Source organism: Nioella nitratireducens (genome assembly GCF_001879715.1).
Classification (GTDB): Bacteria; Pseudomonadota; Alphaproteobacteria; order Rhodobacterales; family Rhodobacteraceae; genus Nioella; species Nioella nitratireducens.
The window spans coordinates 42615-66486 of the sequence record NZ_MNBW01000003.1; the positions used below are offsets into that span (position 1 = coordinate 42615).

Genomic DNA, 23872 nt, shown 5'->3' on the forward strand with positions numbered 1-23872 from the left:
AGTGATCACATGTTGGGATAGTTGGGCCCGTCGCCACCCTGCGGGGTCACCCAGGTGATGTTCTGGCTGGGGTCCTTGATGTCGCAGGTCTTGCAATGGACGCAGTTCTGGAAGTTGATCACGAACTGGTTCTGGCCGTCCTTTTCCACCACTTCGTAGACACCCGCCGGGCAATAGCGCTGCGCCGGTTCGGCGAATTTCGGCAGGTTCACCCCGATCGGCACCGAGGCGTCGGCGAGGTGCAGGTGCGCGGGCTGGTTTTCCTCGTGGTTGGTCATCGAGAAGCTGACATTGGTCAGCCGGTCGAAGCTGATCTTGCCATCGGGTTTGGGGTAGTCGATCGGCTGGTGCTTCGCCGCCTCTTCCGTCGCCGCCGCGTCAGTCTTGCCGTGTTTCATCGTGCCGAAAAGCGAGACACCGAAGAGATTGTTGGTCCACATGTCGAAACCGCCGAAAATCAGCGACGGGGTGAGGCCCCATTTGGACCACATCGGCTTGACGTTGCGGACTTTTTTCAGATCCTTGCCGATGGCACCGGTGCGCACCTCGGTCTCGTAGCTGGTCAGTTCGTCGCCCGAGCGGCCCGCCGACAGCGCCTCGACCGCGGCCTCTGCCGCCGCCTTGCCCGAGAGCATGGCGTTGTGGTTGCCCTTGATGCGCGGCACGTTGACCAGACCCACCGAACAGCCAAGCAGCGCGCCGCCGGGGAAGACCATCTTGGGCATTGACTGGTAACCGCCCTCGGAAATCGCCCGCGCGCCATAGGCCACGCGCTTGCCGCCCTCCAGCAGATCGGCCACCATCGGGTGGTGCTTGAAGCGCTGGAATTCCATGTAGGGGAACAGGTAGGGGTTCTTGTAGTTCAGGTGCACCACGAAGCCCACATAGACCTGGTTGTTGTCGAGGTGATAAACGAACGAGCCGCCGCCCGCGTTCTTGCCCAGCGGCCAGCCCATGGTGTGGGTGACGCGGCCCTCGCGGTGCTTGGCGGGGTCGATCTCCCAGATTTCCTTCATGCCGAGGCCGTATTTCTGCGGCTCATGCCCCGAGGAGAGGTCGTATTTGGCGATGATCTCCTTGGCGAGGCTGCCGCGCACGCCTTCGGAGATGAAGACATATTTGCCGTGCAGTTCCATTCCCGGTTCATAGGCGGGGCCGGGGGTGCCATCGGGGGCCTTGCCGAACTCGCCCGCGACCACGCCCTTGACCTGACCATTGTCGCCGTAGATCAGTTCCGAGCAGGCCATGCCGGGGAAAATCTCGACGCCCATTTCCTCGGCCTGTTCGGCCATCCAGCGGCAGACATTGCCCATCGAGACGATGTAATTGCCGTGGTTCGACATCAGCGGCGGCATCGGCCAGTTCGGCACCTTGACCTTGCCTGCGGGGCCGAGAACGTAGAACTGGTCTTCCTTGACCGGCACGGTGATCGGCGCGCCCTTGTCTTTCCAGTCCGGGATCAGGGCGTCGAGGCCACAGGGGTCGAGAACCGCGCCGGACAGGATATGCGCCCCCACTTCCGAGCCCTTTTCCAGCACCACGACCTCAAGGTCGGTATTGAGCTGCTTGAGCCGGATCGCGGCGGACAGGCCAGCAGGCCCCGCCCCAACAATCACGACATCGTATTCCATCGATTCACGTGTCATTTCGGACATTCCTGCGTATCCTCCGGCTCGGCGCCGCGAGGCGCTTGTCTGGCTGAAAAAATCTTCCAGTTGGGGTAACGCCCCTGTCGTGGCGCGTCAATTGCGACGCAACATCCCTTTGCCCTATCGGTGGCGCAGCCTAACTATGTTTCGTCGCTTGTTAGCGCCAACGGAAACTTTTATCGGAGGCCCCGATGGCTGTTCGCGTTTTGTTCCTTTTGGTCGCCGCCCTCGGCGCGGTGATTCCGATGCGCTTTTTCCTAGCGTGGTTCGGCGAGAACGGGTTTACCATCACGGGCATGGTGGCGGCATGGCACACCAACGCCGCCAGTTCCGGCCTGGTCTGGGACCTGACCATCGCCGCCGGTGCGCTGACGCTCTGGGTGCTGATCGAAACGATCCTCGACCGCAACTGGTGGGGGCTTGTTGCCATCCCCGCGACCTTCTGCATCGGGGTAAGCTGTGGTCTGCCGCTCTATCTCGCTCTGCGCCGTTAACACAGCATTAAGGTTAACGCGCGCCCTGCTGCCTTCTTCTTGGCAAAAATACTCAAATTTCGACGCCAGCCGATCAAGCCGCCGCTCTCCATTCCAGGACATGGCGAACTGGACCGCAGGGTGCCCCCGCGGTCCGCTTTCGCATCACACAGTCAGGATCGTCGATCCGGTCGTCTTGCGGGCTTCCAGCGCGCGGTGCGCTTCGGCCACGTCTTCCAACGGGAAGCGTTGGTCGATGCGGATCGTCACGTCGCCCGCCAGCACCTTGTCGAAAAGCTTTCGCGCCATTTGCTGGCAGGTCTCGTGGTCGGCGATATGTGTGAACAGCGTCGGCCGGGTGATCTTGAGCGAGCCCTTGCCCGCCAGCAGGGTCAGAGGGACCGGGTCCACCGGGCCCGAGGCATTGCCGAAGGAGATCATCATCCCAAGCGGTTTGAGGCTGTCGATCGAGCCTTCGAACGTGTCTTTGCCCACAGCATCCATCACCACGTCAACGCCTTTGCCGCCCGTGAGTTCCCGCACGCGTGCGGCCCAGTCCTCGGTCCGGTAGTTGATGCAATGGGCCGCGCCGTGGTCGAGCGCGAGCTGGCATTTTTCATCCGTGCCTGCCGTGCCGATCAGGGTGATGCCCTCGGACCGCGCCCATTGGCAGGCAATCAGGCCAACGCCGCCTGCCGCGGCGTGAAACAGCACCGTGTCGCCCGCCTTGATCGGGGTGGTGCGGCGGAAAAGATAGTTAACGGTCAGGCCCTTCAGCATCATCGCCGCGCCTTCTTCGAAGGAAATGCCGTCTGGCAGGGGGCAGACCTGGGCCGCGGGCATCACGCGCGCTTCGGCGTAGGCGCCGGGGGGTGTCGCCGCATAGGCCGCGCGGTCGCCGACCTTGAGATGCGTCACGCCCTCGCCCACGGCCTCGATCACGCCCGCCGCTTCCATGCCAAGGACATGGGGCAGCGCCATCGGATAAAGACCGGTGCGCTGGTAGACGTCGATGAAGTTGAGCCCGATGGCCTTGTGGCGGATCAGTACCTCGCCCGGCCCTGGCGCGTTCAGCTCGGTCGTCAGCGGTTTGAATTGCTCCGGCCCGCCATGCGCGTCGATCACCATGGATTTTACGTTCATGGGTGGTCCCTCCCTCCCTCGCGTGAGATTTCGTTGTGACAAGAGCTAAGACGGCGCGCCCCCCAAGTCGAGTATCGCTTTGAATTTTCCGCGCGGGGTGCTACGGCCCCACGGCAATTTGCGCGAAGGCTGACCCGATGGACCATTTCCTGTATCGCAACGGCATCCTGCATGCCGAAGACGTGCCCTTGCCCGAGATCGCGGCACAAGTGGGCACGCCGTTCTACGTGTATTCCACCGCCACGCTGACCCGGCACTACCAGTTGTTCAAGGACGCGCTGGACGGAGTGCCGAACATGGTCTGTTTCGCTATGAAGGCCAATTCCAACCAAGCGGTGCTGAAGGTGCTGGCCGGTCTGGGCGCGGGCATGGATGTGGTGTCGGGCGGCGAGTATGCACGCGCCAAGGCGGCGGGCGTGCCCGGCGAGCGGATCGTGTTTTCCGGCGTCGGCAAGACGCGGGCGGAAATGCGCGCGGCGCTGGAAGGCGGTATCCGCCAGTTCAACATCGAGAGCGAGCCGGAAATGGGGGTGCTGTCAGAGGTCGCCAGTTCCATGGGGGCGACCGCCCCCGTCACCATCCGCGTGAACCCGGATGTGGACGCGCGCACCCATGAAAAGATTGCCACCGGCAAATCCGACAACAAGTTCGGCATCCCGATTTCGCGGGCGAAGGAGGTCTATGCCCTGGCGGCCAGCCTGCCGGGGCTGGAGGTTATCGGCATCGACGTGCATATCGGCAGCCAGTTGGTCGATCTGGAGCCCTTTGAGCAAGCCTATGCCAAGGTGGCCGAGCTGACGCGGATGCTGCGGGCCGAGGGGCATGATATCCGCCGCCTCGATCTGGGGGGCGGCTTGGGCATTCCCTATACCCGCTCGAACGAGGCGCCGCCGCTGCCCACGGACTACGGCGCGTTGATCAAGCGCTGCGTGGCGGGGCTGGATGTGGAAGTGGAGATCGAGCCGGGCCGGTTGATCGCGGGTAATGCCGGGCTGCTGGTGTCGTCAGTGATTTATCTGAAAAATGGCGAGGGGCGCGATTTTCTGATCCTTGACGCGGCGATGAACGACCTGATCCGCCCGTCGATGTACGGTGCCTATCACGATATCGACCCGGTGGTGGAACCGGCGCCGGGCGCCGGGCGTCAGCCCTATGACGTGGTCGGCCCGGTTTGCGAAAGCGGCGATACCTTTGCCAAGGGGCGCGAGTTGCCGCCGCTGGTGTCGGGCGATCTGGTCGCGTTCCGGTCTGCCGGGGCCTATGGCGCGGTGATGTCGTCGGAATACAACACCCGACCGCTGATCCCGGAAGTTCTGGTCAAGGGCGATCACGTTGCGGTCATCCGCCCGCGTCCGACATTTGACGAGATCATAAATCGCGATATCGTTCCAGAGTGGCTGTGAGCCGCGCGCCGATCCGGTGTTTCGCCCGTTGCGGGGGAAACATCGGCCGAACACCGCCCGTGACAGCGGGATGAGGCGCGCCGCGACGGTCGGAACTGGCCCCCGAGGGGCCGCGCAGCGTAGAAAGGTCGTATGACCGAACCGACTCTCCCTCCGCAGGTTGCCTTGCAGCGCCTGATCTGGCCCTTGCGCCTGACCCGTCTCGGCATGGCGTCCGAGCGGTTCGTGCGCGCCTTCTGGCCGGTCTGGACGATCTTGCTGGCAGGCGTCGCCGCGCTGGCCTTCGGGGTGGCCGAGGTGTTGCCGCAGAGGGGGGTTTTGGCCGGTATCATCGTGGCCGGTCTGGCCCTGATCTGGGCGCTGGGGGTGGGCCTGTGGCGATTCCGGATGCCGAGCCGGGCCGAGGCGATGGAGCGGTTGGACCAGACCATGCCGGGGCGTCCGCTGACGGCGCTGGCCGACCACCCCGCGATCGGCAGCGACGATCCGGCGACACAGGCCGTGTGGCAGGCGCATCTGGACAGGATGGCGGCGCGCGCCGCCAACGCCCGCGCGCCGGAGCCGGACCTGAGGATTTCAGACCGCGACCCCTATGGCCTGCGTTTCGTGGCGGCGACGGGCTTTGCCATGGCGATGCTGTTCGGCACGCTGGGGCAGGTGGCCGAGGTCGGCGACGCGATGGCCGGGGCGCCGCAGCCGGTGACCGGCGGCCCAAGCTGGGAGGGCTGGGTCGAGCCACCGCTTTATACCGGGCGTCCGTCGCTCTACCTCAACGATATCGTGGCCGACGCGTTCGAAGTGCCCGCCGGATCGCGCATTACCTTGCGGATCTATGGGGACACGGGCCAGATCGGGATCAGCCAGACCTTGCAGCCCGACGCCCCCGTAGAAGACCCCGACAGCCTGTCGCGGCAAGTCACGGTCGAGCAATCGGGCGAGCTGGAGATTTCCGGGACCAACCCGCGCCGCTGGCAGATCGCGATGCTGGCCGACCGGGCCCCGACGGTCGACCTGGCCGAGCCGGTGGCGGGGGTGCCGCCGGGATCGGTGCAGATGACCTATGCCGCGCAGGACGATTACGGGATCGCGGGCGGGCAGGCGGTGCTGACGCTGGACCCGGAGGCCGCCGACCGGCGTTATGGGCTGGCCATCGCGCCCGAGCCGCGAGAGCCCTTGGTGCTGGACCTGCCCTTGCCCTATCGCGGCAGCCGTGCCGATTTTTCCGAAGTGCTGGTCGAAGACCTGTCGCAGCACCCGTTCGCCACACTCCCCGTGCGGTTGGAACTGGCTGTCGAGGATGACGCCGGCCAGACCGGGCGGCGTGTGATCGAGCTGGACCACCTGCCGGGGCGGCGGTTCTTCGACCCGTTGGCCAATGCGCTGATCGAAATGCGGCGCGACTTGCTGTGGTCGCGGGAAAACGCGCCGCGCGTCGGGCAGCTCTTGCGCGCGATCACCCACCGGCCCGAGGGGCTGTTCGAGGATGAGGCGCTCTATCTTGCGGTGCGGGGCGTGATCCGTCGACTGGAAAGTGGCGGCGACAGCCTGTCCGCCGAGCGACGCGACGAGGTGGCCCAGATCCTGTGGGACACCGCCGTGCAGATCGAAGAGGGCGACTTGTCGGATGCACTGGAGCGGCTGCGCCGCGCGCAGGACCGTTTGTCCGAGGCCATGCGGCAGGGTGCGACCGACGCGGAGATCGCACAACTTATGCAGGACTTGCGCGAGGCGATGCAGGATTACATGCAAGACCTCGCCGATAACATGCAGCCCAATGACGGGACCGACCAGCCGGATCAGCAGGGCGAGACCATGGAGCTGACGCGCAACGATCTGGAAGAGATGATGAGCCGGATCGAAGAGCTGATGCAGCAGGGCCGTATGGACGAAGCGCAAGAGATGCTGGATGCGCTGCGCCAGATGATGGAAAACATGCAGATCACCCAGAACGGCAACGACCCGAACGGGCCGCGCACGCCGGGGCAGCAGTCGATGCAGGATTTGCAGGACACGCTCCGCAACCAGCAGGGTCTGGCCGATGAGGCATTCCGCGATTTACAGGAGCGGTTCAACCCGAACGGGCCGGGGGCCGAGCAGCCCGGACCGGATGGCAACCAGCAAGGCGGCCAGCAGGGCGGCGAGAACGATTCCAGCAGCCTGACCGAACGCCAGCGCGCATTGCGCGAGCAATTGCGCCAGCAAGCGCAGGATCTGCCCGGCGGCGGCACGCCCGAGGGCGACGAGGCCTTGCGCCGTCTGGAAGAGGCGGGCCGGGCCATGAACGACGCGATTGGAGAATTGGATCGCGGCGACCTGGCCGAGGCGCTGGACAGCCAGTCCGAGGCGATGGAGGCGTTGCGGGAGGGGATGCAATCGCTTGGCGAGGCGCTGGCCCGCGACGAGGAGGGCGACCCCGGTCAGGGACAGGCCAGCGGCAACATGGATGCCGAGCGCCCCTTGCAAGACCCGCTGGGGCGGCAAGCGGGAAATTCCGGCGCGGTCGGCACGGATGAAAGCTTTGAGCAGCGCGAAGAGGCCTTCCGCCGGGCGCGCGACCTGTTGGACGAAATCCGTCGCCGGTCCGCCGAGCAGGACCGCCCGGATGTGGAACTGGACTATCTGCGCCGCCTGCTGGACCGGTTTGCCAGCGACGCAACCCGCTAACACGACGCGGCGAGGTCGCGTTGCTTTACAGCATCTTCACGCGTCCCGCCCTGACTTTGCCTGACCTGCCCATGTCGCGGCTCGGGCAAACCCGGTTCCGGCGTTTGTGCGACATGCTCTAGCTTCCGCTGCGTTCGGTCAACTGGCCCGCGAGGCCCTGCACCAGATCGTCGAGCTGGAATCGCAATTGGTTGACGGTCTCGACATAGCTGGCGAGCGTCGGCTCGGCTTGCGGCACGGCGGCGGCGATTTCGGGGGCGTAGCTGTAGGTGCCCACGGCCCCGGCGGCCAGAATGACCATCAGGATGAACCCCATGCGAAAGCCCCGGCGGCGGCGCGGGATGACATCCATTGACTCGATGTCGGAGGTGTCGAAATCCTGCGCGTTGCGGTCCGACGTGGCCCGCAGGGTCGAGTTGATTTCCTCGATATCGGGCAGCAATTCGCGGCGCGGCGGGCGGTTCTGCGCTTGGGTGCTTTCGTCGACCGCCTCGCGGATCGCGGCAAGCTCTTCGTCCTCGGTGGTCTCCTGCGGGGGAGTGTCGCCGTGGCTTGGCGCGGGCTCCGGCGCGCTGTCGAGGGCCATTTCCTCTTGTTCTTCCACCGCCGCGGTTTCGGCGGCCGCACGGCGCAGGCGTTCCTCGCGCTCGCGTTCCTCGCGGAAGATGTCCTTGAGGTCGGGGTCGAGATTGCGCCGGGACGTGACCTCGGCGGTGGCGCGCGATGTGCCCGACTCTTCGACCGGGGCACGGTTGCCGGGCTGGAACCACGTGGTGGCACAGTTGGAACACTGCACGTCGCGGCCTTCGGGCGGGATGAGCGTGTCATCCACTTCGTACCGGGCGCTGCAATTGGGACAGGTGAGGCGCATTGGGTTCCCCGTTCGGGCCGTCGCGGATATTGGCGGCTTTGCCTTTGTTGCGGTGGACTTTAGCAACCGCCCCCTGCCTTTCCAAGCCATTGGATTCAGGCCCGGATGTGGGCCGTGGCTTTCGGGTCGACATGGCGGGGGCGGTTTCGATCGCGGTGCTGGCCTGCGACTGGCCCGAAACTGGCCCGAAACCGGCCGAAATCCGCGGTCTTCGGGGGGCTGCCCGGGGCGGGGCGATTGCAACAGGGGCGCGGGTAGGGCATGACAGATCGAGACACGAGCGACGGAGCAGGCTTTTGATCGACTTGAAAGAGGCCGCCTATGGCTATGGCGGCGGAACCCTGCTTTCCGAGATCAGCCTGCGGTTGGCGCCGGGGTCGTTTCATTTCCTGACCGGGCCGTCGGGGGCGGGCAAGACCACCTTCCTCAAGCTGTGCTATGCCGATCTGCGCGCCACGTCGGGCAGCGTCAGCATTTTCGGGCAGGATGCCGCCGGGATGAGCCGCGACGAAATTGCCCATGCAAGGCAGCGGATGGGCGTGGTGCATCAGGATTGCGAGTTCCTTGACCATCTTAGCCTGTGGGAAAACATCGCCCTGCCGCTGACCGTGGCGGGCCGGGGCAGCGCGGCGCAGGACGGAAACCTCAACGATCTGATCGGCTGGGTCGGGCTGGGTGCGCGGCGGGACGCGCTGCCGCAGGAACTGTCGGGCGGCGAGCGGCAGCGGGCAGCGCTGGCACGGGCGGTGATCACCGACCCCGACGTGATCCTTGCCGATGAACCCACCGGCAATATCGACTGGGACATGTCGCTGCGCCTGCTGCAATTGCTGGTGGAACTGAACCGCATGGGCAAGGCGGTGGTGATCGCGACCCACGATCTTGCGCTTATTCGCGCGGCCAAGGCGCAGGTTTCGGCCCGTGTCTTGCGCATCAAGGACGGGCGGCTGCAACTGGCGGGGGCCGATCTATGAGCGCGCTGTCCCGCATTCTCGACGTTCTTCAGGGCGATGCGCAGGCTGACCGGGTGGTGCCCCGGCGCGGGCATTCGGTGCAGTTGACGCTGTTCACGTCGGCGGCGATGGCGTTTCTGGCGGTCTTTGCGATGGCGCTGTCACTGGCCTCGGGCCGGTTGGCCGACCGTTGGTCCGATGCGTTGGCGCGCAGTTCGACCATTCGCATTTCCGCACCGCCGATCGAGATGGACGCGCAGGTCTGGGCGGTTCTCGGGATATTGGAGCAGACGCCGGGCGTGGATTCGGCCCGCGCGCTGACCGAGGATGAGCAACGCGCCCTGTTGGAGCCGTGGTTCGGCCCCGACCTGCCGCTGGAGGATCTGCCGGTGCCGCGACTCGTGGAAGTGATCGAAACGCCGCAAGGCTATGATGCCGAAGGGCTGCGTCAGCGGCTGGCGGCAGAGGTGCCGGGCGCGGTGCTGGACGATCACACCCGCTGGCGGCGCCCGTTGGTGCAGGCGGCGTCACGGCTGCGAACGCTTGGCTGGGTGTCGATGCTGCTGATCCTTGGCTCGACCGCCGCGATGGTGACACTGGCGGCGCAATCGGCGCTGGCAGCGAACCGACAGGTGATCCGGGTGCTGCGGCTGGTGGGGGCGCGGGATGTCTACATCGCGCGGGCCTTTGTGCGGCGTTTTACACTGCGCGCGCTGTCGGGTGCGGCGGCAGGCACAGTTCTGGGCATGATCGCCATCGCGCTGTTGCCGGGGTCGGGCCAACAGGCCGGGTTCCTGACCGGGCTGAGTTTTTCCGGGGGCGAATGGCTGTGGCCGATCCTTGTGCCGTTGTTGTCCGCCATCACCGCCTTTTGGGCCACCCGCGCCGCGGCCTTCAGAACCCTGAGGAGCATGCCATGATCCAATGGATCCGGTCGCTGATATTCATAGGCCAGATGTACCTTATGATGGTCGTGCTTGCGATCTTCTACACACCGTGGGCCATCTTCGACCGGAGCGGGGCGTTTGCCGCTGTTCATGCCTATTGCCGGTGGGTGCGGTGGAGCGCCCGCTGGATGGTTGGCCTGAGGTCCGAGGTACGAGGCGAGGTGCCCACGGGCGAGGTGCTGATCGCGTCCAAGCACCAGAGCTTTTTCGACATCATCCTGATCGTCTCGGTGGTGCCGCGGCCCAAGTTCATCATGAAATCCATCCTGAAATATGCGCCGATCCTTGGCTGGTATGCACAGCGTATCGGCTGCGTGCCGGTAGATCGGGGCAAGCGCGCGCAGGCCATTCAGCAGATGATTCAAGGCGTGAAATCGGGCGGGCAGGAGCCGGGGCAGTTGATCATCTACCCGCAAGGCACCCGCGTCGCGCCGGGGGCGGATCGGCCCTACAAGATCGGTCCTGCGGTGCTGTACGAAGAGACCGGGCAAACCTGCGTGCCGGCGGCCACCAATGTGGGGGTGTTCTGGCCGCGCCATGGCATTCTGCGCAAGCCGGGGCTGGCGGTTGTCGAATTCCTGCCGCCAATCGCGCCGGGCCTGTCGAAGGACGGGTTCATGACCGAGCTGAAAGAGGCGATTGAAAGCAACTCCAACCGGCTGATGGCCGAGGCGGGGTTTCACGTCGAGGGGCGGGAATGAAGCTGATCGAGGATATCGCGGCGCTGGAAGAGATTTATGACCGCGCCCCGGCCCCGGCGGCGATGCGCAAGGTGGCGGGACAGATGACGCCGCATTATCGCAAATGGATCATGTCGGCGCGGTTTTGCATCCTGTCTACGGTCGGCCCAGAGGGCACCGACGCCAGCCCGCGCGGGGACGATGGCCCGGCGGTTCTGGAACTGGACCCGAGCCATCTGGCGATGCCCGACTGGCGCGGCAACAACCGCATCGACAGCTTGCGCAATATCGTGCGGGACGGCCGTGTTTCGCTGATGTTCATGGTGCCGGGATCGGCCAATGTGGTGCGGGTCAACGGGCGCGCGGTGCTGACCGATGACCCCGATATAGTCGCGCGGTTCGAGCGGAAGGGCCAGCACCCGCGCAGTGTGATCGTGGTCGAGATCGCCGAGATCTACAGCCAGTGCGCGCGCGCGATCCTGCGCGCCGACCTGTGGAATGGCCGCGATGAAAGCGGCGGATTGCCAACGATCGGGGATATCCTGACCGAGATGACCGAGGGCGAATTCGACGGAAAGAGCTATGACGCGGATTGGCCCCAACGGGCGCGTGACAGCCTGTGGTAAATCCCATCCCCGGCGCATGACCGACCGGGGATGGGGCGACCTCTCTTGGGGAGAGAGGACGCTCTTGCGACAGGGCCCGGCGATTGCTTTGGGGTCTGGGCACGCCGCAAGGAGGGGTCAGTTGGCGCGGGTCCAGGTGCCGCCGTTGCGGCAGATCAGACCGCCCAGCACACAGCCATTCACCGACATCGTGCTGCCCGCCAGTTGCAGGCGGGACATGTATTCGCGGTCGCGGTCGGGGGCATAAATGCGGCCCTCGTACTGGCCTTCGCCTGCCGGGGTCAGATCCCAGACGATCTGGCGACCGATGGTGTCGGGGGTGATCTGCTGGCCCTGTGCGTTCTGGGCGCGCACCAGTGTGCCGCAATAGCTGCCGCCGCATTGGGCAACCTCGACAAAGCCGATATCGCCGTGGTCATCGGGCGAGGTGCGCCACATGCCTTCGATGGGATCGGCAAGGGCGGGGGCGGCCAGCAGGGCGGCAAGGGTGGCGATGAGGGCAAATTTTTTCATGACATTTCCTCCGGTTGTTGGGGGGCAGCTCAGACGCTGCCCATTCCGATAAAGAGTTGACGGTTGGCATCGACGATGGCGCGGCGGCCATGCATCACGCGGGTGTTGTCGATCACGGCGACGTCGCCGTCCTGCCAGTTGATTTCGTGGGTGTGGGTCTCGGCCAGATCGCGCAGGGCCTCGATCTCGACAGGGCTGACCTCGTCTGCGTCGCCGAAGCGGTAGCGGGGCGGGGCATAATTGTGGGACGGTCCCAGCACCGCGTTGGCAAAGGCCGCGCCGCCCGAAAGGGACGAGCCGCGCACCGGCGCGACTGTCAGCCGATAGGTGATGCCGCCATCGTCGCACATGTCGAAATCCTGATTGGGGATTGCGGCGCGGAATTCCTCGACATGGCGGGCGGTGACCTCGGACGGATCGCTGATCGCCGGGTGTTCATTGGCGAGGTAGCGTTTCCACAGCTCTTCCGGCAGGTAGCGTTCGACCGTCATCGGGCGTTGCCAGCGAGCGCGGGTGGCGTCATCCATCGAGTCCAGCACCGCGCGGCCATCGCAGATCGTGGTTTGCGAGCCTTCAAAGGCCGCAACCGGGCTGTAGAAGGCCACCACGTCCGGGCAGACCGGGGTATTGCCGTTCTCTATATGCAGCCCGATGGGGCCAAGCCCGGCATCGACCTTTTGCGTGTTCGCGTCGCCATAGTCGCGGGCCGGGTCGAAGGTGATCTTGCGGCAGAGCGCGCGGGTCAGGGTGCTGAAGGCGGAAATATCCACGTCGAAGCCGCGCAGGAGGGTCCAGCCGTCGCGGTCCAGATCCCTGCGGATACGGGCCAGAACGGCGGGGTCTGTCAGGGATTGGCCTTGGGTGTCGGGGCGTTGGATGTTGTAGCACATGGAACGGTCACTCAGCTTTTGGCGTCTTCGGGCAGGGTGGACAGGGCGGCCTTGGCCGCCGGGGCGTGGGCTTGCTTGATCAGGGCGCGGTCAATCAGCCGGGGGCTGAGGGCCTGCACCAGAACGAAAAGCCGTTCGGCGAGACCGGGATAGACAGTGCGCCGCCCCGCCCGGATGCCGCGCCATGCGCGGGCGGCGACCTTTTCGGCCGGGTCCAGCACCATCGAGAACGGTTCGACCAGTGCGGCGAATTCCACCTCGGCGGCGGTGCGGGTGGCGCGCGGCGCGATGTAGCTGACGGAGATGCCGTCACCCGCCAATTCCCGGCGCAGCGCATCCGAGAGGCCGCGCAGGGCGAATTTGCTGGCCGAGTAGACGGTGAAGTAGGGGAAGGCGATATCGCCGAAGACCGAGCCAATGTTCACCACCCGGCCCCGCGTGGCCCTGAGCGCCGGGATCAGGTCGCGCGTCAGCAGGATCGGGGCCAGCAGGTTGGTTGAAATCATCGCGGCGGCGGCCTCGTCCGGCAGGTCGGTCAGGCGCCCGGCGCGAAGGGCACCGGCATTGTTGACCAGCACGTCCAGACGCGGGCCGATGGCCGCGGCAATGCGGGCGCGATCTTCGGCGCGGGTGATGTCGGCAGGCAGGACAGTGGCGGCGTCGGGGCCGATCAGGGCGGCGGTGTCGTCCAGCGTGGCACGGGTGCGCCCCACCAGAATGACGTGCCAGCCATCGTCGGCGGCCTCTTGCGCGAGGGCGCGGCCAATACCGGAACCGGCGCCGGTGATCAGGATGGTGGGGCGGGAGTCGCGGGTCATGCGGGCACCTCTTCACGATAGGTCAGGATATCGCCCGCCTCGGCGGCGGACAGGGGCAACAGGCGGCTGCGGTCGATGCCGCCGCCGAACTTGAGCAAGCCCGGCGCGCTGGCGGGCAGGCGCAGCACGCGGCGGGGGCGGGCATAGGGCGGCAGGTCGGCCAAGGCCGCAGCGATCGAGGCCACGTCCACGGACGCGGCGCAGGCGGCGATGACCGTCAGGCCATGGATCGGGTCCAGCAGCAGCCCGGCGGCGGGAATACGGGGATCGGCGGTCAGCCGGGTTTCCACCCATTCCGGAGAGATGTTGCGGCCCTCGGGCGTTACGATCAGCCAGTCCTTTCGGCCATCGACCACGAGGGCCCCGTCGTCGTTGAAATGGCCAAGGTCGCCGGTGCGCCATGTGCCACCGGCGGGCGGATGGCCCAGATAGCCCTGCATCACGGTGGGGCCGGAGACCACGATTTCACCCGCGTCGATGGTGACATCGAGCATCGGCAGGACGGGCCCAACCGTGCCCTGGCGGGCGGCGCCGGGGCGGTTCATGGCGACCACGGCGCAGCATTCCGACAGGCCATACCCTTCGTACACCGGCAGGCCGAGCGCCTCGGCCCTTTGCAGCAGGGCGGGGGCCGTGGGGGCGCCGCCGACAGCGACGAAGCGCAGGTTGGCAGGTGGGCGGGTGCCGGATTGGTCCAGCGCGGCGACCCAGCGGGCCAGCAGGCCGGGCACCAGGATTGTGGTCGTCGGATCGGCGGCGGCGACCTCGGCCAGCAGGGGGGCGACCGGTCCGCCGAACAGCGTCTTGGCCGCGTCTTCGGCAAAGATCACCTCGGCCCCGGCAAGGATTGGCAGGAAGAGCCCGCAAATCTGTTCCAGAAGCTGCGCCATGGGCAGGATCGAGAAATGCCGGTCGGTCTGGCTGGGGGCGATGACGTCGGCCAGCGCGTTGAGCGAGGCGGCCAGTTGCCGGGCACCGATCACGACACCCTTGGGTCGACCGGAGGAGCCGGACGTGAAGATCACCCGGCTGGCCCCGTCGCGGCACGGCGGCAGCGGACCGGGCATGATCGTGGACAGGACCGGCACAAGGGGCAGGGCGGGGGCCACATCGACATCGCCGACAACGGCACCGATCCCGGCGGCGGCCACGATATGGGCGATCTGTTCAGGCGAGAAGAAGGGTGGAAGATGCACCGCGCAGCGCCCGGCATGGGTGATCGCCAGATCGGCAACCGCGGCGTCGCGGTTGGTGCTGCATGCGATTCCGACGATCGCGGGTGCGTCTGACAGGCGGGCCGACAGGTCGGCGACACACGATTCCAGCCCCCACCACGTCAGGAGGCCTTGGGCGCTGTTCAGGGCCGGGGCATCGGGGCGCAGGGCCGCGTGCCGCGACAGGGCATCGAACAGATGTTGCATCAGGCGGTTTCCTTCCGGGGCACGGGGCGGGCCGCGAGGCGAGGCAGCCCCGCATCGTCATGAAAGGCACAGACCCACGGATCGTTTTCGTAGTAGCGGCCCCAGTCCGACGGGCGCGCCACGCGGGCGGCGCGGGCGGGGTGCAGCAATTCCGCCTGGATGCCGCTGCGCCGGATCAGGCGGCGCACCGTTGCGGTGGCGGTGAACAGGCCCCAGTCGATGTCGTGCGCCCGGCCCCAATCAAAGATCGCACGCAGGGTCGGGAACACCGGAAACGGAGACGATGTGGCAAGCGCGCCGACCTCCAGCACATCGGTCGCGGCGACCGGCAGGCCGGAGCCTGCGGACAGCACCGCTTCGATCGGGCGATCGAGATAGCATTGCGAAAAGAACCCGTCGCTGGCGATCCGGATTCCGGCGGCGCAGACGATCTGCCCGTCATCCGCAAGCGTCACCGCAAAGCGCGGCGGCGTCTGGCGCACGCTTGCGCCGAAGCACCGGCTGAACACCGTTTGAGCATGTGTGACCGCCGCGTCGTAAATGGCGCGCGTGTCGGGGGTGTCTCTTTCGATGACGAAGCTTTCCATCTCTGCCCTCCAATACGGACCGCAGGCCATCGTTCCTGCGTCTGCCATCGAGCTAACGGCAAGGGGCGGGGCGGTTCCATTGACCGAAAGTGAGATGCGGGAAAACCTGCCGCAGGGTAGACCTTGGGTTTATGCGGGTCTTGCGAAAGGTTTAGGCGGCTGAACGGGGAAAATCCGGGTGCATAAACCCCGGTTTATGCCATACGCGTCGCGCTGGCCGGTGGTTGGCTGAGACTGATCGGAGGCTGGTCCGAGATAGGGGCGAGGCTTGGTCCGAGGTGAGTCCGGCAGGCTATTCGCGCGGGGCCTTGCCGACCCTCTGGCCTCGCCCATGCGGGCGCCGCTGGTCCGAACGGAACGGTGCGGCCGCGGCGCAGGCCCCGGCACGCAGGCCCGGCACGGGGATCGTTCGCGTCGGACGCGATGCGTCGGACACAGGCGCCATCTGCCATGCGCCGGGTGGGCGCTGCAGGGGTGTGGGCGGGAACTGCGAAAGGAAATTGGCTGGGGTGGTAGGATTCGAACCTACGATACACGGTACCAAAAACCGATGCCTTACCGCTTGGCTACACCCCAACTGTGACGCGCTAGTTACGCGGGCCTGCGGGGAGGATCAAGACCCTTTGGGCAAAAAAATCATGCGGAAATGTCATTCCTGCGGGGCCTCTCTGGTCAGCAGGTCTTCGGCGGCTGTTTCGGCGCGTTCAGCATCGACGATACGCTGCAAATCCTGCGTATCCTCGGCATCCACGTCCATGGCAACGATGGGGGCGGGGGGCGCCGTGGTGACCGTTTCCGAGTGATCCGGGCGAGCGGTGCCGGGATGCACGACCGCGTCGGTGATCAGTCGGTATGTCGGTTCTGGCAGGGTGATTCCCGCCTCTTCCAGCCGCGCCTTGGCAAGGCGGATCGCCTCGCCGCGGGCCATGAACAGGCCGGTTTCGTGCTGGTTGACCCAGCCCGCGGCGGTGAGGGTGATGGTGCTGTCGCCGACCTCTTCAACCCAGGTCGAGGGGCTTGGCGTGGCCAGCAGGTAGGGCAGTTCCCCGAGCGCGGAGAGAATGATCGCCTGCGCCTCGGCCAGATCTGCATTGGGGTCGATGCCGAGGGTGAAGGTGAAACGCCGCTCGGCATTGCGGGTGTAGTTCACGATCCGCGCGCCGAAGACGGTGGCGTTGGGAATGCGGATATGGTTGCCGTCGAGTGACAGCAGGATGGTCGCGCGGCTGGTCAGGCGGATGACGTGGCCAGTGTCGCCCTCGATCTCGACCAGATCCTTGGGGCGGAAGGGTTGTCGGATCGAGAGCATGATCGAGGCGATGAAATTCTCGACCGTGTCGCGCACGGCAAAGCCGATGGCGAGGCCGACAATCCCGGCCGCGCCCAGAACGGTGGACAACACCGCCGTCAGGTTCAGCAGGTCGAGCGTCAGGACCACCCCGAGCACCACGAAGAAGAGCCGCACCACCTGCCGGTAGATGTCGGCGATGAAGGCATTGGGCGCAATCCGGTCCCACGGGTTTTTCATGCGGGTCAGCAACAGGCCGATCCAGATCACCAGCCCCCCGGCCAGAAGGGCGATCGCCAGGAGCGGTAGGAAGGCGATGAATTGAGCGATCCGGTCCCACATCCGCTCCAGCGCCGGGGTGAGCCGTTCGACCACATCTGTGCTTTCTGTGACCTCGTTCTCGATGGTCACCACGCCTTCGACCCGTGCAACCAGCGTGTTGAGCGCGGCGGCGCTGGTGGCATCGAGCGTGGTGCCGCGCAGGGTGACGATCCCGTCCGAGACGATGACGGTGATATCCCCATAACCGTCGAGCTGTTGCAGGATTTCACGGATGCGCACCGCGATGGCGGCATCCTGCTGGGCCGAACTGGCGACAGTGATGGTGGTGCCGGGTTGGGTTGCGTCCTGCGCGGGGGCAGGAAACGGTGCGGCGAGGGCGAGGCAGAGGATCAGGAGAAGGCGGCGCATGGAAAGGCTCTGTCTGGAATACTTTCCGGAAGCTTAGAGCGCAGCGCGAAAGACGGGAAGGGGCAGGAATACTGTTCGGGGTTTCGCCGCCTTGCGGCGGCGATCCGCGGGGGGCGCTGCCCCCCGCACCCCCCGGAGTACTTGTGCCAAGAAGAAGGAGAGTTTCGCCCAGTGTTCTGACGGATGTGAAGGCGATTGCCTGTCAGACCCGGATCGGGTTGGCTTTCGCTATCTGGTCGATCTGCATCAGGGTGGAAACAAGCCCGTCCATCTGGTCGAGCGGGATCATGTTGGGGCCGTCCGAGGGTGCGGTATCGGGGGCTTCGTGGGTTTCGATGAAAACCGCCGCAATGCCGAGCGAGACTGCGGCGCGGGCCATCACCGGGGCAAATTCGCGCTGGCCGCCCGTGGCGCCACCTTGGCCACCGGGTTGTTGCACCGAATGGGTGGCATCCATCACCACCGGGTAACCGGTCTTGGCCATGATCGGCAGGGCGCGCATATCGGCCACCAGCGTGTTGTAGCCGAAGCTGACGCCGCGCTCGGTCAGCAGGAGGCGGTCATTGCCCGTGCTTTCCAGCTTGGAGACCACGTTGACCATGTCCCACGGGGCGAGGAACTGACCTTTCTTGACGTTGATCACCGCGCCGGTTTCACCCGCCGCGATCAGCAGGTCGGTCTGGCGGCACAGGAAGGCGGGGATCTGAAGGATGTCCACCACCTCGGCCACGGGGGCGCATTGCGCCTCGGAGTGGATGTCGGTCAGGACCGGACAGCCGAGTTTCGCTTTCACGTCTTGCAGGATCTTGAGGCCCGCGTCGATGCCGACGCCGCGCTTGCCTGACAGGCTGGTGCGGTTGGCCTTGTCGAAGCTTGCCTTGAAGACGAATTGCGCGCCCGCCCTGGCGCAGAGCTCGGCCATGCGGCCCGCAATCATCTGCGCGTGGTCGGCGCTTTCCAGTTGGCAAGGACCGGCAATGACCGTGAGAGGCCGATCATTGCCGGTGGTGATCTTTCCGATCTGAACCTGTTTCATGATTTAGGCGGATACCTGTTCTCTGAGGATGGAAGCCGTCATCGACAGCATCAGGTAAATGCCAGAAAAGATCAGGAACGCAAGCATGGTGTTTTCCATCTTGCGCGGGTAGGCGGCCTCGTCCGGGGCGACCGGGTTGACCGAGACGGTCAGGTAGAGCGACTGGCGATCGGCCTCGACACGGGCGGCTTCCATCTGCTGCATGGATTGCGACAGCATCAGTTGCCGGGTTTCCAGATCGGCCTGCGCGACCACCAGTTCCGAGCTGACGCGGGCGAGCGAGGCTTCGTCCGGCTGGTCTTGGGTCATCGAGGACCGCAGGCTGTCGATCAGGGCTTCGAGCCGGGCGATATTGCGCTGTGCAACCTCGACCCGCGTTTCGTTGGGCTGATCCACCGACTGGATCTCGTCGAGACGCAGCCGCTCTTCCTGCAACTGGATCTGGAAGGTCGAGATCTGGTTGAACAGCGAGCTGACCTCGGCGTCGGAGCTGAGGATGCCGGACCGTTCTTGCAGGTTGACCACGCGCGCCTGCGCTGCGGACAGGGCGGCTTCGGCGGTTTCATAGCTTTCGCGGGCGCCTCGCATCTGGTCTTCGCGGACCCGCTGGGTCAGGCTGTCGACCCGCTGCTCGGCATAGCGCAGCAGGGCGCGGGAGAAATCCTGTGCCACGGCCGGGTCGGCGGCCAGAACCTCCATCCGGATCAGGCCTTCGGTCGGATCGTAGCCGATGGTCAGGTTGCGCGAATAGAGGCGGTAGAGATCTTCGGTCGTGGCTTCGGGATCGAGCCGGTTCAGCGGGTCGATATCTGGGGCCGAGAAATGGTCGCGCAGGCCAAGATCGTCATCGAGCAGCAGCATCGCCTCGCGGCTTTCGAGGAAGTTCTGCACCGAGATGGAGTCCTGCACCGTGGCGAAGGTGGTGCCGCCCATCAATCCGGCCAGACCGCCAGCCGACGCGCTGCCCGATTCCGCCTTCTGGATCTGGAACACGGTGGTGGCGGCGTACATCGGGGTGGCGATGGTGTAATAGTAATACCCCACGAAGGCCGTTGGCAGCATCACGAAGACCAGCAGACGCGCGGCCAGCAGGATCAGCCGCTTGCGGCGGCGGCGCGCGATGTCGCGCTGCATGCGCAGGATTTCCTGCGCGCGGTTGGCTTCGTCCGTGCTGGGGGCTGGCATGGCGGGCGGTTGCGCGGGGGCCTGTGTCTGCGGCACGCCGGGCTGGCGCACGGTGGCGGGCAGGCGCTGTGCCTCGGCCTGACGGTCGCCGTCATTGACCACCAGTTCCAGCATGTTCGAGCGTTCGAACGGGTCGATACCCTGACGCCGCAACAGCCGCACCGCGTCGAAATCCGACGCCGGTTGCAGCCCGTGTTTCTGCGCGGTGCGCCGGGCCATGCGCAACTGGCGTCCGGTCAGCCCCTCGGCGCGGATCGCGGCCAGTTCCTGCTCGACACTGACTTGCGGCGGCGCTTGCGTCGCAGCCTGCTGAGCGGCGTCGGCCGCTTGCGCGGCGCCGCTTGTCGGGAAACGCATACTGCCGAAGCCATCGTCGGCGCCCTGTGCGGCGGCGGCGCTTTCGGCGGCGCGCTGGCTTTCCCCTGCCGGTGCAGTGGGACCAGAGCGACGGATGCGGAATTTCTTACCCCTGGGTTTCATAGTCATACAGTCTCTTAGCCTCTTCGAGCGAGTCGAATTGATAGAACTGGCCATCCCGCAAAACGGCGGCGCGGTTCGCAAATTTTTCAAGCGTGTCGGCCTGGTGGGACACGATGACCACCGTGGCTGTCCGCAGGCGGTCGGCCAGGATCGCCCCCGCCTTGCGGTTGAACGCGGCATCGGTGGTACGCGGCATGCCTTCGTCGATCAGGTAGATGTCGAATTCCAGCGCCAGCATCAGGGCGAACTGGAACCGCGCTTTCATCCCCGAGGAATAGGTGCCCAAGGGACGGTCGAAATATTCCTCCAGATCGCAGAGCCAACGGCAGAACGCCTCGACGTAGTCGGGGTCCAGACCATAGAGCTGCGCGATGTAGCGGGCATTCTCGGTGGCCGATAGCTTGCCGATCACGCCGCCCATGAAACCGAGTGGGAAGGAGATGCGGCAAGACCGCTCGATCTTGCCCTCATCGGGTTTTTCCAGACCCGCCATCATGTTGATCACGGTGGTCTTGCCGGTGCCATTGGGGGCCAGAATCCCGAGCGATTGCCCCAGTTCAACACGGAAGGACGCCTGGTCGAGGATGACCTTGCGCTGCGTGCCGGTCCAAAAGGACTTAGAGACGTTAATGAACTCGAGCATGATGCCCCTGTACTGCTATCGGACTGGCCCCCTCTTTGGTTGGAGAGCGTTATCGGAAGGGTTTACCGGACCAATTGGGCGCCATTATGGCCTTGTGGCGTTGGATTTCAAAGCGCTTCGACAGGAAATCGCCCCGATTGAGGCAAGATAAACGGAAAACGGCCCCAGGGATGTCATCCGGGGGCCGTTTCCGGTTTAAAGTTGACGCTTGGTCACACGGGTTTCTTCTGAACCCGAAGCAGTTTTCCCACCGCAATCGAGATTGCGGCCCCGAAAAAGCTGAACAAGGCCCCCATCTTCGCGGCGTCCTGCACGGGGCCCGCGTCGAACGCGACCGAGGCCACGAACAGCGCCACGGTAAAGCCGATGGCCGCCACACAGCCGATAACCACGAGGTCGATGATCCGCATCCCTTCGGGAATGCCAAGGCCAAGCGGGCGCGCCGCGACCCAGCCGAACAGGAAGATCCCGACCGGTTTGCCGATCAGAAGTCCCGCGAGCACCAGCCATGTGGCCGAGTCCATCGACGACATGACAACGCCCGCATTGAGCAGCCCAAAGAGGCCGAGGATCAACTCGACCGGGATCTTCAGCGCGTGTTCGATTTCGTTCAGCAGGTCATGCAGGTGCCGCTCGGCATCGGCGAAAAGGCCAAAGGCGCGGTCGGCATGGGGAATGGTCGGCACGATCGGCAACAGGCCAAGCGCCGGGTGCAGCCCGCTTTCCTGAAAGCCGTACCAGCTCAGGCAGCCCGCGATCAGGTAGGGCCAGAAGCTGAGATGCTTGCGGACCCATGTCGAGCGCGTGCGCAACTGGTCGCCCCGGTCCAGCCGACGCGGCAGCCAGTTGAACACCACGAATACGGAAATGGCGGCGCCAAGGCTGAGCAGCAGCCATTCCGGGGCCAGCGCGCCCGAGGGGTAGAAGATCGCCAGAATCAACAGGCCACCCGCGTCATCTGCAATCGCCAGCAGCAGCAGGAACCGCACCGCCGGGTGCCCGGCACCAAAGACCATGCGCCCCACAAGATAGGAAAAGGCAATGTCGGTGGCGGTCGGAATCGCCCAGCCATTGGCCACGGCGTTGTAGGTTTCCGAACCCATCACCATGGCAAGACCAAGATAGACCGTGATCGGGCCAAGCATACCGCCGAGCGTCGCAAACAGCGGCGTGGCCGCCTTCTTGCCGCGCAGCGATCCGTTTTCCAGGATCACCGCCTCCCACACCTCTTTCGCGGCGATGCCGAAGAAGAAGGCCATAAGCACGTCATTGACGAGATAGTGCAGCGTCAGCACCCGCGTCACATGGCCGTGACCGTCGTCATGCAGGTGGCCGATGAAGAAATTGTCGATCAGCACGAAATCGACGAAATGGTGGTAACTCTCGGCGTTCACGTTCGCCCAGGCGAGGGCAAGAACCGCGCCCCCGATCAGGAACAGCGAATAGCTGGCGATGAAGTTCCAGACGCGATACATGAAGCCCTCCGCTTTTTTGTCCGTGACCAATTAGCGGATGGGATGGCATGGAACAAGCGTTCAGGCCAGCATTCCCCAGACGAGACCCGCAAGGATGGCCCCCGTGACGGCAAAGCCGAGGTAAGCGGCGAAGATCCGTGGCTTGACCAAGGCCCACACCGCAACCGCCGCCGGGATGCTGCTGACCCCGCCCGCGATGACGAAGGCCATGGCGGCACCGGGGCTCATGCCCTGATCCAGAAGCCCCGCGATCAGCGGCACCGCCGCGTAGCCGTTCAGATAGGCAGGCGCCCCGAGGATCGCCGCCAACAGGATCGGCCCGATCCCATCGCCGCCAAGCGCTGTGCCGATCCATGCCGCCGGAACGTAGCGGATCAGCAATGCCTCCAGCAGGTAGGCCAGCAATAGCCACTTCCCTAGGAAAATCAGGTTGTCCCACGCCGCGCGGACAAACAGCGCTCGCCGCTCGGACTCTTGCCAGAAACGCCAGTTGAGGGCGAGCTTTCTGGACCCGCAGCACGATCCGCAGCCAGTGGGAGTTTGCGCCTTGAGCGGATCGACCAGGAACCGCGTGCCCGCCAAGGCCTTTGTCGCGGCGCCGCCCATCAGGCCGATGCAGACGGCGGCCACCGTCTTGGCGATGGCGAATTCCGGACCGATCGCGCCTGCGGTGATCGCGAACATCGCCGGATCCATCAGCGGCGACGCCAGCCAGAAGGCCATCACCGCCGATAGCGGCGCGCCCGCGGCCAGCAGGGCTGCGACAAAGGGGATCACCTGGCAGGAACAGAAGGGCGAGAGCCCCCCAACCAAGGCGCCGACAAGGATCATGCGCGCCTCGCGTCCGGTAAACGCCCCTTCCATCACCCGCTCGGACCCGGTCGCACGCATCACGCCGATGGCCACGACGGCAAAGAGGATGAAGGGCAAGGTATGTGCAAGGCTGGTGACAGCGGCCCGAAGCGATGGCCAGACAGCCTCGGGGTCGAACAGCGCCAAGGCCGCCGCGATCAAGGCGCAGGCCAGCAGCACCTTGTCGATCCGGTCAAACCGCAGGCGGGCGGGCCGCCGGCCCTGTGTGGTGTCAGTCATCTGGTCTCTCCAAACCCGCGTGCGCGCGTGTCGGCGCAGCATTCCTCGACAAGAAACCGCGACAGTCCCTCGACCGCGTCATGATCGACCGAACACAGCACCCGCCGCCCGTCGCGCCGTTGCTGCACCAGCCCTGTCGAAACCAGTTGCTTCAGGTGGTGGGTCAGGACCGATCCGGTCACGCCCACATCCTGCCCCAACTGGCCGATCGGCATCCCCTCGGGTCCGGCACGCACGAGGCGGCGCAAAATCGACAGGCGCTGTTCCGAGCCGAGTGCGGCAAAAACCGTTGCCGCATGGGTCAGGGCGGGGAGGGAGTCATATTGTTTCATGATTCTATTAATA

Annotated in this window: 22 protein-coding genes and 1 tRNA gene; 7 read left to right on the forward strand and 16 right to left on the reverse strand. The window is 65.5% G+C overall.

Features of this window, described 5'->3' with window-relative positions; genetic code table 11:
• Positions 1 to 5: 5 nt before the first annotated feature.
• Positions 6 to 1655, reverse strand: coding sequence for an electron transfer flavoprotein-ubiquinone oxidoreductase (locus BKY27_RS03160; protein WP_071672997.1), 1650 nt, complete (start codon positions 1653 to 1655; stop codon positions 6 to 8).
• Between the two features lie 185 nt (positions 1656 to 1840).
• Here BKY27_RS03160 and BKY27_RS03165 point away from each other — a divergent pair, with 185 nt between their 5' ends.
• Positions 1841 to 2143, forward strand: a complete 303-nt coding sequence (locus tag BKY27_RS03165) for a DUF2834 domain-containing protein (RefSeq protein WP_071672998.1) — start codon at positions 1841 to 1843, stop codon at positions 2141 to 2143.
• 144 nt (positions 2144 to 2287) lie between these two features.
• On the opposite strand, the gene BKY27_RS03170 is transcribed toward BKY27_RS03165, so the two are convergent.
• Positions 2288 to 3265: a quinone oxidoreductase family protein gene (locus tag BKY27_RS03170; RefSeq protein ID WP_071672999.1), complete on the reverse strand. Its 978-nt coding sequence runs from the start codon at positions 3263 to 3265 to the stop codon at positions 2288 to 2290.
• Positions 3266 to 3402: 137 nt separating this feature from the next.
• Here BKY27_RS03170 and lysA point away from each other — a divergent pair, with 137 nt between their 5' ends.
• Positions 3403 to 4668, forward strand: a complete 1266-nt coding sequence (gene lysA, locus BKY27_RS03175; RefSeq protein ID WP_071673000.1) for a diaminopimelate decarboxylase — start codon at positions 3403 to 3405, stop codon at positions 4666 to 4668.
• A 132-nt stretch (positions 4669 to 4800) separates the two neighbouring features.
• A complete protein-coding gene (locus BKY27_RS03180) occupies positions 4801 to 7332 on the forward strand; it encodes a TIGR02302 family protein (protein ID WP_071673001.1) in 2532 nt (843 codons plus the stop codon).
• A 118-nt stretch (positions 7333 to 7450) separates the two neighbouring features.
• Here BKY27_RS03180 and BKY27_RS03185 read toward each other — a convergent pair whose 3' ends face one another.
• The gene (locus BKY27_RS03185; protein ID WP_071673002.1) at positions 7451 to 8203 is read right to left on the reverse strand and encodes a zinc-ribbon domain-containing protein; all 753 of its coding nucleotides are present in this window, start codon (positions 8201 to 8203) and stop codon (positions 7451 to 7453) included.
• A 296-nt stretch (positions 8204 to 8499) separates the two neighbouring features.
• Between BKY27_RS03185 and BKY27_RS03190 the strand changes: the two genes are divergently transcribed.
• Genes BKY27_RS03190 through BKY27_RS03205 form a run of 4 tightly spaced genes read left to right on the forward strand, consistent with a single transcriptional unit; the run spans position 8500 to position 11409 of the window.
• Positions 8500 to 9177, forward strand: coding sequence for a cell division ATP-binding protein FtsE (locus tag BKY27_RS03190; RefSeq protein WP_071673003.1), 678 nt, complete (start codon positions 8500 to 8502; stop codon positions 9175 to 9177).
• Complete coding sequence (locus tag BKY27_RS03195; RefSeq protein WP_071673004.1) at positions 9174 to 10076, forward strand: cell division protein FtsX; 903 nt, start codon at positions 9174 to 9176, stop codon at positions 10074 to 10076. Before BKY27_RS03190 ends, BKY27_RS03195 begins: the two co-directional genes overlap by 4 nt.
• Complete coding sequence (locus BKY27_RS03200) at positions 10073 to 10804, forward strand: lysophospholipid acyltransferase family protein (protein ID WP_071673005.1); 732 nt, start codon at positions 10073 to 10075, stop codon at positions 10802 to 10804. Before BKY27_RS03195 ends, BKY27_RS03200 begins: the two co-directional genes overlap by 4 nt.
• The gene (locus BKY27_RS03205; RefSeq protein WP_071673006.1) at positions 10801 to 11409 is read left to right on the forward strand and encodes a pyridoxamine 5'-phosphate oxidase family protein; all 609 of its coding nucleotides are present in this window, start codon (positions 10801 to 10803) and stop codon (positions 11407 to 11409) included. Before BKY27_RS03200 ends, BKY27_RS03205 begins: the two co-directional genes overlap by 4 nt.
• A gap of 117 nt (positions 11410 to 11526) precedes the next feature.
• On the opposite strand, the gene BKY27_RS03210 is transcribed toward BKY27_RS03205, so the two are convergent.
• The 13 genes from BKY27_RS03210 to BKY27_RS03270 form a co-directional block, all read right to left on the reverse strand.
• Positions 11527 to 11922 (reverse strand): DUF2147 domain-containing protein, encoded by a 396-nt coding sequence (locus BKY27_RS03210; protein WP_071673007.1) that lies wholly within the window; start codon positions 11920 to 11922, stop codon positions 11527 to 11529.
• Positions 11923 to 11951: 29 nt separating this feature from the next.
• Complete coding sequence (locus BKY27_RS03215; protein ID WP_084667835.1) at positions 11952 to 12812, reverse strand: TauD/TfdA family dioxygenase; 861 nt, start codon at positions 12810 to 12812, stop codon at positions 11952 to 11954.
• 11 nt (positions 12813 to 12823) lie between these two features.
• A complete protein-coding gene (locus tag BKY27_RS03220) occupies positions 12824 to 13630 on the reverse strand; it encodes an SDR family NAD(P)-dependent oxidoreductase (RefSeq protein WP_071673008.1) in 807 nt (268 codons plus the stop codon).
• Entirely contained in the window at positions 13627 to 15051 is a 1425-nt protein-coding gene (locus BKY27_RS03225) for an AMP-binding protein (RefSeq protein ID WP_071673009.1), read from the reverse strand. Before BKY27_RS03225 ends, BKY27_RS03220 begins: the two co-directional genes overlap by 4 nt.
• A complete protein-coding gene (locus tag BKY27_RS03230) occupies positions 15051 to 15686 on the reverse strand; it encodes a thermostable hemolysin (protein ID WP_084667836.1) in 636 nt (211 codons plus the stop codon). Before BKY27_RS03230 ends, BKY27_RS03225 begins: the two co-directional genes overlap by 1 nt.
• Positions 15687 to 16139: 453 nt before the next feature.
• A tRNA-Gln gene (locus tag BKY27_RS03235) sits at positions 16140 to 16214 on the reverse strand.
• 73 nt (positions 16215 to 16287) lie between these two features.
• Positions 16288 to 17616 (reverse strand): mechanosensitive ion channel domain-containing protein, encoded by a 1329-nt coding sequence (locus tag BKY27_RS03240; protein ID WP_071673011.1) that lies wholly within the window; start codon positions 17614 to 17616, stop codon positions 16288 to 16290.
• A gap of 202 nt (positions 17617 to 17818) precedes the next feature.
• Positions 17819 to 18652, reverse strand: coding sequence for a 3-deoxy-8-phosphooctulonate synthase (gene kdsA, locus BKY27_RS03245; protein WP_071673012.1), 834 nt, complete (start codon positions 18650 to 18652; stop codon positions 17819 to 17821).
• A gap of 3 nt (positions 18653 to 18655) precedes the next feature.
• The gene (locus tag BKY27_RS03250) at positions 18656 to 20323 is read right to left on the reverse strand and encodes a capsule biosynthesis protein (protein WP_071673013.1); all 1668 of its coding nucleotides are present in this window, start codon (positions 20321 to 20323) and stop codon (positions 18656 to 18658) included.
• Positions 20301 to 20960, reverse strand: coding sequence for an ABC transporter ATP-binding protein (locus BKY27_RS03255; protein ID WP_071673014.1), 660 nt, complete (start codon positions 20958 to 20960; stop codon positions 20301 to 20303). The genes BKY27_RS03250 and BKY27_RS03255 overlap by 23 nt, the downstream gene beginning before the upstream one ends.
• Before the next feature lie 212 nt (positions 20961 to 21172).
• The gene (locus BKY27_RS03260) at positions 21173 to 22435 is read right to left on the reverse strand and encodes a Na+/H+ antiporter NhaA (RefSeq protein WP_071673015.1); all 1263 of its coding nucleotides are present in this window, start codon (positions 22433 to 22435) and stop codon (positions 21173 to 21175) included.
• Between the two features lie 60 nt (positions 22436 to 22495).
• A complete protein-coding gene (locus BKY27_RS03265) occupies positions 22496 to 23527 on the reverse strand; it encodes a permease (RefSeq protein ID WP_071673016.1) in 1032 nt (343 codons plus the stop codon).
• A complete protein-coding gene (locus tag BKY27_RS03270) occupies positions 23524 to 23859 on the reverse strand; it encodes an ArsR/SmtB family transcription factor (RefSeq protein ID WP_071673017.1) in 336 nt (111 codons plus the stop codon). Before BKY27_RS03270 ends, BKY27_RS03265 begins: the two co-directional genes overlap by 4 nt.
• Positions 23860 to 23872: the final 13 nt, after the last annotated feature.

Coding starts and splice junctions, on each gene's coding strand:
- BKY27_RS03160 (WP_071672997.1), bottom strand. CDS start 1,655: ATGTCCGAAATGACACGTGAATCGATGGAATACGATGTCGTGATTGTT.
- BKY27_RS03165 (WP_071672998.1), top strand. CDS start 1,841: ATGGCTGTTCGCGTTTTGTTCCTTTTGGTCGCCGCCCTCGGCGCGGTG.
- BKY27_RS03170 (WP_071672999.1), bottom strand. CDS start 3,265: ATGAACGTAAAATCCATGGTGATCGACGCGCATGGCGGGCCGGAGCAA.
- lysA (WP_071673000.1), top strand. CDS start 3,403: ATGGACCATTTCCTGTATCGCAACGGCATCCTGCATGCCGAAGACGTG.
- BKY27_RS03180 (WP_071673001.1), top strand. CDS start 4,801: ATGACCGAACCGACTCTCCCTCCGCAGGTTGCCTTGCAGCGCCTGATC.
- BKY27_RS03185 (WP_071673002.1), bottom strand. CDS start 8,203: ATGCGCCTCACCTGTCCCAATTGCAGCGCCCGGTACGAAGTGGATGAC.
- BKY27_RS03195 (WP_071673004.1), top strand. CDS start 9,174: ATGAGCGCGCTGTCCCGCATTCTCGACGTTCTTCAGGGCGATGCGCAG.
- BKY27_RS03200 (WP_071673005.1), top strand. CDS start 10,073: ATGATCCAATGGATCCGGTCGCTGATATTCATAGGCCAGATGTACCTT.
- BKY27_RS03205 (WP_071673006.1), top strand. CDS start 10,801: ATGAAGCTGATCGAGGATATCGCGGCGCTGGAAGAGATTTATGACCGC.
- BKY27_RS03210 (WP_071673007.1), bottom strand. CDS start 11,922: ATGAAAAAATTTGCCCTCATCGCCACCCTTGCCGCCCTGCTGGCCGCC.
- BKY27_RS03215 (WP_084667835.1), bottom strand. CDS start 12,812: ATGTGCTACAACATCCAACGCCCCGACACCCAAGGCCAATCCCTGACA.
- BKY27_RS03220 (WP_071673008.1), bottom strand. CDS start 13,630: ATGACCCGCGACTCCCGCCCCACCATCCTGATCACCGGCGCCGGTTCC.
- BKY27_RS03225 (WP_071673009.1), bottom strand. CDS start 15,051: ATGCAACATCTGTTCGATGCCCTGTCGCGGCACGCGGCCCTGCGCCCC.
- BKY27_RS03230 (WP_084667836.1), bottom strand. CDS start 15,686: ATGGCAGACGCAGGAACGATGGCCTGCGGTCCGTATTGGAGGGCAGAG.
- BKY27_RS03240 (WP_071673011.1), bottom strand. CDS start 17,616: ATGCGCCGCCTTCTCCTGATCCTCTGCCTCGCCCTCGCCGCACCGTTT.
- kdsA (WP_071673012.1), bottom strand. CDS start 18,652: ATGAAACAGGTTCAGATCGGAAAGATCACCACCGGCAATGATCGGCCT.
- BKY27_RS03250 (WP_071673013.1), bottom strand. CDS start 20,323: ATGACTATGAAACCCAGGGGTAAGAAATTCCGCATCCGTCGCTCTGGT.
- BKY27_RS03255 (WP_071673014.1), bottom strand. CDS start 20,960: ATGCTCGAGTTCATTAACGTCTCTAAGTCCTTTTGGACCGGCACGCAG.
- BKY27_RS03260 (WP_071673015.1), bottom strand. CDS start 22,435: ATGTATCGCGTCTGGAACTTCATCGCCAGCTATTCGCTGTTCCTGATC.
- BKY27_RS03265 (WP_071673016.1), bottom strand. CDS start 23,527: ATGACTGACACCACACAGGGCCGGCGGCCCGCCCGCCTGCGGTTTGAC.
- BKY27_RS03270 (WP_071673017.1), bottom strand. CDS start 23,859: ATGAAACAATATGACTCCCTCCCCGCCCTGACCCATGCGGCAACGGTT.